Here is a 12,578-nt window from a genome sequence, read left to right on the forward strand (position 1 = left end):
ATTAAGATAAAGTCATCAAAAGAATAATCTTGGCGGCGATAGTGCGGTGGTCCCACCTGACCCCATGCCGAACTCAGAAGTGAAACGCCGTAACGCCGATGGTAGTGTGGGAACTTCCCATGTGAGAGTAGGTCACCGCCAGGTAAGAATAGAAAGATAAGCCCGAGTAGAGATACTCGGGCTTTTTTGCATTTAGAAACTATAATAACTACAATAAGAGAAATATAGTAGACAAAATTGTATTTGATTAATCAGTCACAATTTCTGTGTTACACCTGAAAAACAATTTGAATAATAAACAGCCCCTGAAATTAGATTTTGCATAAAGGAATATTATGGAACCTATAAATATTTTATTGGCAGCAGATAAAAATTATCTTCCTTATCTCGAAATTTCGTTGAAATCCTTATTGGCACATAATGAAAAATTGTCTGTTTTCGTCTTGCATACGGGGGATATTCCGTCTGCTTGGGCTGATTCCTTGAGAGAGCATTTTGCCAAACGCCAGTCAGAATTGGTGCTTTGTTATTTGCCCCCTGAGAATTTGAATATTTTTGATGAAAATGGCTATATCACGCAAGCTACTTATTTGCGCTATTATATTGAAGAACTTTTCCCTTTTGCTTCAACACCATATTGGCTTTATTTAGATTGCGATATTGTGATTAATGGTGATGTTCGCGCACCTTTTAACGCATTACGTACTTCTTCTTACCCTGTTGCTGCAGTATCCGATCCTTATGTGAACGCCTTACCAAACCACCCTTATAAACAAGAGAATTATTTCAACGCTGGTGTGCTGTATTTGGATGCAACACGTGCAGTAGGTATAAATTCAGCACTGACTACATTAACTCAACAATTGAGAAATCAACTGATTTTTGGTGATCAGGATGTATTGAACGTTTATTTTGAGGATAATTGGTTAAAACTGGATAGGTTGTACAATTACCAATTGGATCATGTTTTGTATAAAAAACAATCACTGAGGGGGGGGGGTAAAATTGCGCCATTTATTTTACATTTTACAGGTCCAATCAAGCCACTTGAGCCCATTTTAGACAACAATGTCGATATAATGAGTGTAGTGTCTTTATTTCGGTTATATCATCATTTACCTTGGGAAGTGCTCGTTCATTTACCGTTAGGCAGTATTCAATTGAAGTTTTAAAGGGGCAACTTATTATGCCAAACGTGCTTTATGCTCTCGGATAATCGCCATAAAGGGCTGAGCAAAGCGTTCCCATTTTATTGCGCCCACACCGTTAATTTGCATCATTTCTACTTTGCTGGTTGGTAAGTAAAGAGACATTTCTTGTAGTGTTGCGTCACTAAAGACAATGTAAGGCGGAATATTTTCCCGATCGGCAATTTGTTTGCGTAGGAAACGTAAACGCGCAAAGAGATCTTTGTCGTAATTGGTGACCGCACTTTTTTGTGGGGCGGAGACGGTAGCGATAGCCGAAAGTCTTGGTGTGGCAAGTTCTAAAGGAATTTCACCACGCAAAACAGGACGCGCGCTTTCTGTGAGTTGTAATTGCACGCCCACATCATTCATCACTTGGTGAATTAACCCCAAATGAATCAGTTGGCGAATAACCGATTGCCAATATTCTTTGCTTTTGTCTTTCCCAATGCCGTAAACGCTCAGTTGATCGTGTTGATGCTCACGAATTTTTTGGTTATTCAATCCACGCAACACGCCAATAATATATTGCACCCCAAAACGTTGCCCAGTGCGGTAAATGGTAGAAAGAATTTTTTGCGCATCAATTAAACCGTCATATTTTTTCGGCGGATCTAAACAAATATCGCAGTTGTTGCAAGGCGTTTGGCGATTTTCACCGAAATAATTGAGTAACACTAAACGGCGGCAAGTTTGACTTTCGGCAAATTCACCAATGGCTTCTAATTTATGCTGTTTAATATCGCGCTGTGGACTTTCGGGTTCTTCCATTAAAATTTTATATAACCAACCATAATCCGCCGGCTCATAAAATAGCACCGCTTCCGCCGGCAAATCATCACGCCCCGCTCGCCCGGTTTCTTGATAGTAAGCTTCAATGCTACGCGATAAATCAAAGTGAGCTACAAAGCGTACATTGGATTTGTTAATCCCCATGCCGAAAGCAATGGTGGCGACGACCACTTGAATATTGTCGCGTTGGAAAGCCCGTTGAACTCGTTCTCGTTCGGAAAATTCCATGCCCGCGTGATAATGTTCCGCAGAAATACCGCGCTTTCTTAATGCTTCAGCGACTTTTTCCGATTTGTTGCGGCTATTACAATAGACAATGCCGCTTTTGCCTTTTTGGGCAGCAACAAAGTTGCACAATTGTTCCATCGGTTTGAATTTTTCCACCAAGGTATAACGAATATTCGGGCGGTCGAAACTGCCAATGTATAAGTGCGGTTGATTTAAGCGAAGATTTTGTAAAATGTCTTGGCGCGTGGTGCTGTCCGCGGTGGCGGTTAATGCCATAATCGGCGCGTTGGGAAAGGCGGATTTTAATCCACCAAGTTGGGTATATTCAGGGCGAAAATCATGCCCCCATTGGGAAATACAATGGGCTTCATCGATAGCGATAAAACTCACTTGACATAGGGAAATAAAAGAAAAAAAGCTGTTGGTCATCGCTTTTTCAGGCGAAAGATAAAGCAATTTTAGTTGTCCTGAAATGGCTTTATTTTGCACCTGTTGTTGCTGCTCGTAGGTTTGGGTGGAATTGAGATAATCCGCTTCAATACCGTTGGCCAGCAGTTGATCCACCTGATCTTTCATTAAGGAAATCAGCGGCGAAATCACCAAGGTCAACCCTGAAAAACAAAGGGCGGGGATTTGATAACACAGGGATTTTCCGTTACCGGTTGCCATCACCACCAGACTGTCTTTGCCGGAAAGGGTGGCTTGAATCACTTCTTCTTGCCCTTTGCGGAATTGGTGATAACCAAAAACTTGGTGCAAAGCATCAAGTGCGGTCATTTTCACCGCACTTTTCGTTGATTCTGTATATTGTGTTGTGGACGTGTGGGGCATTTAGGCGAATTCCACGCGTTCACCATGCGCCGCGCAGGCTTGCGCTAACGCATCCCAAAAACGTACACCTTGGCTGTTCACCCAATCCTTTTCTTTCCACGCAAAATGCAAACCGCCTAAACGGCTGGCAAGCCAAAGTTCCAGCATGGCTTCTTGCTTATTAATCACAATTTGAGATCGATCCGCAAAGGTAATGGTAAAGACGGAACCTTGACGTTCAAAATCCACATCCGCCCCTTGCTCATCACATTGTTCTTCAATGCTATCCCATACCTGTTCAATATTTTGGTGAAATTCCACTAAATTCATCATTTGCTTTAAATTATAAGGTTAATTAAGTTGAAGCAAATTATAGGCTTTTCACCTTGTTGGGGCAAATGTAATTCACCCCAAGCGTTATTTAAAAACGAAATCTTAACCCCAAGGAAATCTCGTTGCCTGTTTCACCGCCCGCTTGATGACTCAATTCATAACCTGCAAATAAGTCTAGGGCATGGGTCGCCGCATAGCTGAGGTTTAAGTTTGCGGTGGTGAGCGAAGTTGGTGCTGAAATCCCTTCAATTTTCACCGCACTTTGCGCACCGATATAATTTCCTTCAAAATCGAATGACCGATGGCTACGATGTTGATACATATGCGCAATACTGCCTTTCAAGCGCCATTTATCCCAATGCCATGCGCTGCGTAAACCCATGCCATAGGATGGCAGACGATGGTGAACGGCATCTGCCCGTAACGCAAAGAGCGATTTTTCGTCAAAGGCGGATTGATGCAACCAGTCTGTGCGGTAAGCAAGATAAGGCGCGACTTCCCAATGTTGTCCCTGGGCGAGCTGTCCTTTAAATCGGTAGCCTAATTCGGTGTAAATGCCATAAAGGCGTGATTTTACGTCATTTCTCAACAATTGCTGTTTATCAGGAAATTGTAGGCTACGTTTAATTTGGTTTTTACTATGGGCGGTGCTGAATTCTGTTAAGGCGTAGACATGTTCACCTTTATAGGCGCCATAAAGTGCCGCGCCGGTTTGTGTGATTTTGGCTGTTCCTATGCTACCGCTAAAATCCGCGTTACTGCGATCAACATAGACCGCCGCACCTAACACAAAATTTGCCCATTTTTTATCGGCACCCACATAGGTTTGTGCGCTTTTAACTTCGCCTTTACGGTATCCTGTTTGTGCTAAGTGATAGCGGCGGTAAGCCGTTGCTGCGTAGAGATGGCTGTCTTGCGTATCCCATTTTTCCATGGCTTGATCCGCAATTTGGCGCGAAAAAGCGCGGTGAGCATTGAGCAAAATATTGGGCGTTGAAGCATAAATTTCTGCTGAAAGGGATTCTACCGTATGGGAAACCGCAAGTGGTTGCGCATGCAACACTGCGAGAGCTTGAGCTTTCAGCGCGCTGTTGGGTGTTGTTGCCACTTCATCTAACACACGATCTAAATTGCGTCCTGTATTGACCGCACTTCGCGTTAAGGCGTTGGCTTTTTTCAATACATATTCTGTGCTGTTGCGCTTGTAGGTTGCTTCAATGTTATTTCCTTTTTGTGCAATACTTGTCACGTCAATGTACGGGTAAATATGGTCAGACACACGATAATCGCCATTGAAACCCGTTAAGGTTTGCGCTGTTAAAATGGTGCGCGTTTGTTCTTGTTGCTTCGGTACTTCATCGACTTTTGCCACATCCGCCACAATGCGCGAACCATTGAAATTTGCCGTACCTTTTACGTCTAACACAGCGGTATGAATATCAATAATCGTGCGTGCATTGGCGGAAGCAGTGTAATTGCCGACCGTTAAACCTTGCCCATAAATTTCAACCGAACCGTTATTTGTCAGATTTTGCTGGATGTCCACTTTCTTATCAGGGTTTTCCGCCAACAAAGTGCCTTGCTCAAACACCGTGACATTGGATGCCGTTAGAGCATTGGATATGCCTAATACACCGCCTTCAATGTGGGTGTCGCCGGTGTAAGTATTTTTGCCGCTAAAATAGAGCGTTCCTGTTCCTTGCTTTTTAAACCCTGCATCACCGCTAATATCATTGCTCCAAGTGAGTCGATCGTTATCCGCATAATGGCGGTAACCGAAATTGGCTGTCACAAAGCCGTTGTCACTGGAAATGAGCAGGCGTTTATCAAATCTTGCAGGGCCTTTTAGGGCGCGATTAACATTTAACACGCCCCAGCCAATATCGCCATTGGGTTCAACTGTGACACGATCTGTACCTAATTGATTGGCAGTGGAAAGAATAGTTTGAGTGACTAAATGATTACTCATCCAAGGGAATTTTTCCCATACGCGTGCTACGGCGGCGGAAACTGCCGGTGCGGCGAAAGAAGTACCTTGAGTAGGCACATCACCGAAAACCATCCAATCTCCTTGGGTTGCAATTCCCCAATTTTGCGCAGCGTTACCTACGCGACTAGAGTAGTCACTTTTATGATTGCCCGTTACCGCGGCAACCGTTATCCAACCACGGCGGGCTTCTTCATAAACGACAGGAATATGTGACTCATTGGTGGCGTGATTGGCTTGTCCCGTGCTTGTTTTTGTGCCGTCGTTACCTGCTGCCCAAACAAAAATACTGTCCTTAGCCGCCATTTCAGCCATTTGCTTATTGATTGGGTTATTTTCTAATAGTCCTTTCCAACCTTTTTCTTTTACCAAACTTTCCCACGGTGTATTACCGTAAGAGTTATTAAAAATACGCGCACCTTGATTATAGGCTTCCTCAAACTGTTGATTGGTCACGCTGGTATAGCCGTTAGATTCCGTGCTATAACCATAAATCAATGACGTTTTGTTATTTACTGCAATGACCGCAGCAACCTGTGAGCCATGGGAATGTCTGCCACCTTTTGCTTGTCGCCACCATAATCCTTCATTAACGTAAAGACGACGGTTGCCTTTTTCATCTTTAAACGTACCATCAACATCACCACTTGCAGGGAAATCCGTATCAATTACCGCAATCTTATGAATTTTATGTTCATCATGTTGCTCAATTGATGGCATTTGGCGCAAGGCTTCCATTTGAGGTTTTGGGGTATTTATGGGTGGTGTCTGTTCGGTATTTTCCGGCGGTTGTGGTGTTTCCTTCGGCGTATCCGGTATTTCAATTGGCACAACAGGGTTTTCCGGTTTTGGTTCCGGCTGAGGTTGCGGTTTTGGTTGTGGTTTGGGTTCCTGTTCCGGTTTTGGCACAGGTTCCAATATCGGAGATTCAGGTTTCGGCTCTGGTTTTGTTTCCGTCTCAGTCACCGGCTCGGAAGTTGATTCTTTAGGCAGATCTATTTCAGGCGTTGGATCCGGTTGAGATGGTTGAGTGGTTTCGGGTGGAATCGTTTCTGTTGGTAGTGTTGGTGGATATTGTTCTGTTTTTTGGGGTGAAATTGGCGGCAAAACAGGGGGGAAATTCACCGCACTTTCGTTTTCATTTGCACTCTCACTTTTGGGTGGGAGCGATGGTTTTATGGGTGTGCTAGGGAACGATGTTCCTTCAGAACTGTTTGGTTCATCTTTTGGCAATAGAATTGGGGCAATATCCTTTTGCTCTGCTTCATGAGAAGGTGTTTCTACGACTGGGGCATTGTTTTCTTTTTGATCCCCTTGGGAAACACCAGAATTAATTGGCGTTGGTGGTGAAGAACCGTCACCGCCACCGCAGGCTGCAACCAAAAAGGAAAGCAGTGCAGTTTGTGAGTATTGAGCCAGTTTTGTCATAACCGTTCCTAATATTAAATAGCTACACAAGACGAAAGTTTCGACAAGCGTAACGATCGTCTTGTGCAGTGATAAAGTTTATGTATTTTTTAGCATTTATGCTACTTCGCTAATTTTCACAGGGCGACCTTCTTCCAATGATTTTTTCGCCGCTAATGCAATTAATACAGGTTGTAAGCCATCATTGCCATTGACAAGCGTTGGTTTGTCGTTGACCACGGAATCTACAAAGCAAGAGATTTCGCTGGCAAAGGATTGCATATAACGTTCTAAGAAGAAGTATTTTGGTTTTTCTGCAATCACACCTGCTTCACAAGAGTAAACTGCGGTGGAATCTGTATCATTTTTCGTTTGAACCGCGCCTTTTGAGCCAAATACTTCCGCACGTTGGTCATAACCATAAACGGCTTTACGGCTATTATCAATGACACCGATAGCACCATTGGCGAGTTTCAAGGTAATCACTGCGGTATCAATATCGCCCGCTTTGCCAATTTCAGGATTAACTAAAACGCCGCCTGCTGCATAAACTTCGGTAACTTCGCTACCTGATAAATAACGAATCATATCGAAATCGTGGATAGTCATATCAAAGAATAAACCGCCTGATACTTTGACGTATTCGATTGGTGGCGCGTCAGGGTCGCGTGATGTCACACGAATTAAATGCGGTTCGCCAATATCGCCAGCGACTACGCGATCTTTAATCGCTTTAAAGTTATGGTCAAAACGGCGGTTGAATCCCACTTGGAATTTAACGCCTGCTTTTTCCACTTCGGCTAATACTTCACGAATTTTATCTTTATCAGGATCCACCGGTTTTTCACAGAAAACGTGTTTGCCTGCGCGAGCTGCGGCAATAGAAATGGGGGCGTGCGTGTTTGTAGATGAGCAAACTAATACCGCATCAATTTCAGGATCTTGAAGAATTTGATTGTAATCTTCATAAACATAGGGAATACCCATGCCTTTTGCCCATTCTTTTAATTCATCAGTGACACGCACATCTGAAATGGCTTTGATTTCTGCGCCTTTAACATATTTAGTAATACTTTCTGAGTGAACACGACCAATACGACCTGCTCCGATAATACCTACTTTAATCATTTCTTTATTCCTCTCGATTAAATTCCAGCCACTTCACGAATATATTGACGACCTTTAATGGCGTACTCTAATGGGTTCGCAATGGCAGGGTCTTGTTCTGCTTCTACAACCATCCAGCCTTTGTAGTTGTGTTTGTCTAAAATTTCAAAAATAGGACGGAAATCGATGACACCATCGCCGGGAACGGTAAATGTCCCTTTTACCACGCCTTCTAAGAAGCTGAGATCTTTCGCTTTCACTTCGGCAACCACGTCATCACGCACATCTTTCAAATGGACATGGAAAATACGATCGACATATTTTGCTAATACATCAAGCATCGCTTGTTGGCTACCTTCTGAATAATAGATATGACCTGAGTCGAATAATAAACCGACATCGTCATTGGTGATTTCCATATATTTATCAATTTCCGCTGGGGTTTGAATACCGGTACCCATATGGTGATGCAAGCAAACTTTCATGCCTTTTTCTGCTGCGATTTTAGCCAGTTCATTATAGCCTTCCGCTAATAATTGCCATTCTGCTTCAGTGAAGACGGTTTTTTCTTTGAAAATCGCTTTTTTCTGCCCTTGAATACTGCGGCTTTGTTCTGAACAACCAATGACTTTTGCGCCCATTTCATGTAAGAAATTCATATGCTCAATAAAGCCTTGAATGGTTTCTTCTTTTTTACCATCCACAAAGAAAGTACTAAACCAAGCATTGCAAATTTGAATACCGCGTAATGCCAGTTTTTGTTTTAATACGTTGGTATCTCTAGGATATTTACTGCCCACTTCACTCCCTGTGAAGCCCGCTAATGCCATTTCACTGACGCATTGTTCAAAGGTATTTTCTTTACCAATTTCCGGTAAATCATCATTTGTCCAACCAATTGGGGCAATACCTAATTTTACGTTTTCCGCTTTCATGCTATCTCCTTGTTCAAGGGTAAATATTTGATTTCCGTACGAACATACGCGGATGTCCGTACGCTGATTAATTAATAACGTCTTGCTTCATCAATATGTTTCACCGCATTTTGGTAAGCTTGTTGGATTGTCTCTTTGCTTGAGACTTCAGCTACACCAACGTGCCACCAGCTACCATAACTGTGGATCATGGTTTTCGGTAACACTTTCACATCAATTAAGGTGGATACGGTTTGTTTTGCCGCGTCAGCAAGGGCAGCACGTAATTCCTCTTCGTTGGTGACTTTATAGGTTTTACAGCCATAAGAGGCGGCATTCATTGCAAAATCAACAGGAATAAATCCACCATCAAGTTGGTTTGTGGCTGAATTTCTGAAGCGGAATTCCGTACCAAAGGTGTCCATTCCATGTCCAATTTCAAGGTTATTGATACAACCATTGGTCATATTATCGAATAACACCACATTAATTTTTTTGCCTTCTTGGATTGACGTCACCAGTTCGGAATGGAGCATCATATAAGAACCATCACCGAGTAGGGTGTACACTTCCCGATGTGGTTGAGCAATTTTTGCCCCTAAAGACGCCGCCACTTCATAACCCATACAAGAATAACCGTATTCAAGATGATAAGTATCCACCCCTTTAGATTGCCAAGCGCGTTGTAAGTCGCCCGGTAAGCTGCCTGCCGCGCCTACGATAATATCGTTTTCCCCTAAGGTTTCATTTAAAATGCCCAATACGCGACTTTGAGTTAAGCGAGAACCTGTGATTTGGGTAAATTCCGCAAAGACTTTTTCACAATCTAAAGCATCATTCACTTCAGGGACGAAATCTTTTTCGCCGTTATAAGTAATGTGGTAAATACGGTGTAATTCTTCTGCAAATTTCGCTTTTGCTTCCGCAATTTGATTCCCCCATTGCGCTTTGTAACCTGTTGGTTGTAAAAGTGCGGTCAATTTTTCGAGCGTTTCTTTTGCATCTGCGGTGACTTGTACACCATCTAATTTATAGGCATCAAAACGTGCGATATTGATATTTAAGAAGTCCACTTCAGGGTTTTGGAAAATCCATTTTGATGATGTAGTGAAGTCGGTATAGCGTGTACCCACACCAATAACTAAGTCGGCTTCTTTGGCTAATAAATTTGCACTTAAGCAACCTGTTTCACCTACACCACCGACATTCAAATAGTAGTCAGAAACCACCGCACTTTTACCTGCTTGCGTTTCGGCAAACGGAATATCGAAAGCTTCAGCAAAGGCTTTTAATTGCTCGGCAGCTTCGGAATAACGTACACCACCGCCACACACAATTAATGGTTTTTTCTTGCTTTGGATTAATTTTAATGCGTCTTGCAACATCGCTTGTGTTGGAGGTGTGCGTTCAATACGATGCACGCGTTTTTGTAGGAAATATTCAGGGAAATCATAGGCCTCCCCTTGGACATCTTGTGGTAATGCAAGGGTGACTGCCCCTGTTTCCGCAGGATCGGTTAATACACGCATCGCGTTAATACAAGCGGTCATTAGTTGCTCAGGGCGGTTAACGCGATCCCAGTATTTACTCACCGCTTTGAAAGCATCATTTGTGCTGATGCTAAGGTTATGAGATTGTTCAATTTGCTGTAATACAGGATCTGGTTGACGAGTAGCAAAAACATCACCGGGTAATAAGAGAAGTGGAATACGGTTAGCTGTCGCAGTAGCAGCTGCGGTGATCATGTTGGCCGCGCCTGGTCCGACAGAAGAAGTACATGCTATAATTTGTTTACGTAATTTTTGTTTTGCAAATCCTATTGCTACGTGCGCCATACCTTGTTCATTACGACCTTGGCGAACAATTAAATCCCCACTGTCTTGCTCTAATGCTTGCCCTAAACCAAGCACATTGCCGTGTCCAAAAATAGCGAAAATACCTTCGACAAATTTAATTTCTTTGCCATCAAATTCTATGTACTGATTATCTAGAAATCTCACTAAAGCTTGTGCAACTGTGAGTCTCGTGGTTTTCATGAGTACCTCCTATTAACTAAGCCTAGAACTCGTAATACTTTCAAATGCGTCCTTAGTAGAACACTTAAATATTCCAAATTCAATATTTATGAAATTTTTTTTCTAAATATTAGATACAGATCACACTTTTTGTTGATTTTCGTCTGCAAATAAAGAGGATTAAAAAAATCCTCCTCTCTATTTTAGAGGAGATTTTAATGAATACTATGGCTATTATTTTAGTTAAATAAACAAATTTTGCGATCTATGTCTCAAAAATTAATTTTACTATTTGACTTTTTGAAATATATATTTCAAATTATCCTCACTTAGATATCATAATTTCATTGAGGATTTCATTATGAACAGTATCGCGTTTAGACCGCAGAAAAAGCATAATTTACCTTATATTATTCGTATTTGTGCCGTTGCTTCATTGGGCGGACTCTTATTTGGTTACGATACATCTGTTATTTCAGGTGCTATTGATGCATTAAAAATTTATTTCCAATTATCGCCTGCTGAAACGGGATGGGCCGTATCAAATGTGGTAATTGGTTGTGTTATTGGTTCTCTTTGTTCGGGAGAAATGGCACGCAAAATTGGTCGTAAAAAAACATTAATCATTGCTGCATTACTTTTTACCATTAGTGCTATTGGCTCTGCCGTTGTTGAGAGTTTCTTCTGGTTTATTGTTTATCGAATGGTTGGTGGTGTAGCAGTAGGGTTAGCGGCAGCCATTTCGCCTATGTATATTGCAGAAGTTGCCCCAAAAGATTATCGTGGTACAGCTTCTGCAATGAATAATTTTGCCTTGGTTTTTGGGCAAATCGTTATTTTCTATGTGAATTACAAGATTGCCCAAGGTATGACAGAAGCTTGGCTCGTTGATGTGGGTTGGCGTTATATGATTGGTTCTGAAGTGATTCCATGTCTTTTATTCTGCTTAGTGGTTGGATTTATTCCTGAATCACCTCGTTGGGATGCTATGCGTGGGCGTGATGATTTGGCGTTAGCAACATTATCTAAAATATCCAATCCAGAGCATGCTAAAAATCTTTTGGCGGAAATCAAAGCATCTATGGTGAATGAAGCAGGTCAGGTGAGTAAACAGAAAGTAGATTTTAAGCGTCCAGGAGCTATTTTCATCATTATCGTTGCTTGTGCTTTGGCCACGTTCCAACAATTAAGTGGTGTGAATGTGATGATGTACTATGCACCAACCGTATTAAAAACTATTACAGGTAGTATTGAAGAAGCTATGTTCCAAACCATTTGGATTGGTGTCGCACAGTTAGTCGGTATAGGTATTGGCGCCATTCTCTTTGATAAATTAGGGCGTTTACCGTTAATGAAAACAGGGGCGATTGGTGCTGCATTGGGATTGTTGTTAACTTCTTATGCAATGTACACCCAAAATACAGGTTATCTTGCCTTAGTAGGGATGATTTTCTTTATGATTTTCTATGCTTTCTCTTGGGGCGTGGGAATGTGGGTACTTATTGGAGAGATTTTCCCAAATTACTTACGGGCGCAAGGATTAGCCATAGCTGTCTCATTTAACTGGATTTTCAACTTTGTTGTGTCACAAAGTTTCCCAATGATGAATGAAAACCCATATTTACTCGAGCAATTCCATGGTGCATTCCCAATGTGGATTTTTGCAGGATGCTGTGTCATTGGATTTATTTTCTTAATTCGTTATGTTCCTGAAACAAAAGGTGTTTCTTTAGAGAAGATGGAACCTTTAATGTTAAGTAAACTTGAACAACGTAGAAAACAACCCGTCTATTCTTAG

8 protein-coding genes and 1 rRNA gene are annotated in these 12,578 nt (G+C 42.1%); 3 read left to right on the forward strand and 6 right to left on the reverse strand.

What is annotated here, in order from left to right; all coding sequences use genetic code 11:
- The first annotated feature begins 28 nt into the window (after positions 1 to 28).
- Positions 29 to 144, forward strand: a 5S ribosomal RNA gene (gene rrf, locus E7T07_RS10200).
- Positions 145 to 335: 191 nt separating this feature from the next.
- Complete coding sequence (locus tag E7T07_RS10205; RefSeq protein ID WP_135711040.1) at positions 336 to 1,172, forward strand: glycosyltransferase family 8 protein; 837 nt, start codon at positions 336 to 338, stop codon at positions 1,170 to 1,172.
- 12 nt (positions 1,173 to 1,184) lie between these two features.
- Here the strand turns inward: E7T07_RS10205 and recQ are convergent, their stop codons facing one another.
- The 6 genes from recQ to iolD all read right to left on the reverse strand — a co-directional run bounded on the left by recQ (position 1,185) and on the right by iolD (position 10,801).
- On the reverse strand, positions 1,185 to 3,038 hold the full coding sequence (recQ, locus tag E7T07_RS10210) for a DNA helicase RecQ (protein ID WP_135711041.1): 1,854 nt from the start codon (positions 3,036 to 3,038) through the stop codon (positions 1,185 to 1,187).
- Positions 3,039 to 3,347 (reverse strand): iron donor protein CyaY, encoded by a 309-nt coding sequence (gene cyaY / locus E7T07_RS10215; protein WP_135711072.1) that lies wholly within the window; start codon positions 3,345 to 3,347, stop codon positions 3,039 to 3,041.
- A gap of 91 nt (positions 3,348 to 3,438) precedes the next feature.
- On the reverse strand, positions 3,439 to 6,765 hold the full coding sequence (locus E7T07_RS10220; protein WP_135711042.1) for a S8 family serine peptidase: 3,327 nt from the start codon (positions 6,763 to 6,765) through the stop codon (positions 3,439 to 3,441).
- 96 nt (positions 6,766 to 6,861) lie between these two features.
- A complete protein-coding gene (iolG, locus tag E7T07_RS10225) occupies positions 6,862 to 7,872 on the reverse strand; it encodes an inositol 2-dehydrogenase (protein ID WP_135711043.1) in 1,011 nt (336 codons plus the stop codon).
- A 17-nt stretch (positions 7,873 to 7,889) separates the two neighbouring features.
- Entirely contained in the window at positions 7,890 to 8,786 is an 897-nt protein-coding gene (gene iolE / locus E7T07_RS10230) for a myo-inosose-2 dehydratase (RefSeq protein ID WP_135711044.1), read from the reverse strand.
- Between the two features lie 71 nt (positions 8,787 to 8,857).
- The gene (iolD, locus tag E7T07_RS10235) at positions 8,858 to 10,801 is read right to left on the reverse strand and encodes a 3D-(3,5/4)-trihydroxycyclohexane-1,2-dione acylhydrolase (decyclizing) (RefSeq protein ID WP_135711045.1); all 1,944 of its coding nucleotides are present in this window, start codon (positions 10,799 to 10,801) and stop codon (positions 8,858 to 8,860) included.
- A 340-nt stretch (positions 10,802 to 11,141) separates the two neighbouring features.
- On the opposite strand from iolD, the gene E7T07_RS10240 reads away from it, so the two are divergent.
- Positions 11,142 to 12,578, forward strand: a complete 1,437-nt coding sequence (locus tag E7T07_RS10240; RefSeq protein WP_135711046.1) for a sugar porter family MFS transporter — start codon at positions 11,142 to 11,144, stop codon at positions 12,576 to 12,578.

It is taken from the genome of Actinobacillus porcinus (genome assembly GCF_901764995.1).
Lineage (GTDB): Bacteria > Pseudomonadota > Gammaproteobacteria > Enterobacterales > Pasteurellaceae > Exercitatus > Exercitatus porcinus.

Bases quoted from the DNA above. Each gene is read 5' to 3' on its own strand.
- E7T07_RS10205 (WP_135711040.1), top strand. From the start codon at position 336: ATGGAACCTATAAATATTTTATTGGCAGCAGATAAAAATTATCTTCCT.
- recQ (WP_135711041.1), bottom strand. From the start codon at position 3,038: ATGCCCCACACGTCCACAACACAATATACAGAATCAACGAAAAGTGCG.
- cyaY (WP_135711072.1), bottom strand. From the start codon at position 3,347: ATGAATTTAGTGGAATTTCACCAAAATATTGAACAGGTATGGGATAGC.
- E7T07_RS10220 (WP_135711042.1), bottom strand. From the start codon at position 6,765: ATGACAAAACTGGCTCAATACTCACAAACTGCACTGCTTTCCTTTTTG.
- iolG (WP_135711043.1), bottom strand. From the start codon at position 7,872: ATGATTAAAGTAGGTATTATCGGAGCAGGTCGTATTGGTCGTGTTCAC.
- iolE (WP_135711044.1), bottom strand. From the start codon at position 8,786: ATGAAAGCGGAAAACGTAAAATTAGGTATTGCCCCAATTGGTTGGACA.
- iolD (WP_135711045.1), bottom strand. From the start codon at position 10,801: ATGAAAACCACGAGACTCACAGTTGCACAAGCTTTAGTGAGATTTCTA.
- E7T07_RS10240 (WP_135711046.1), top strand. From the start codon at position 11,142: ATGAACAGTATCGCGTTTAGACCGCAGAAAAAGCATAATTTACCTTAT.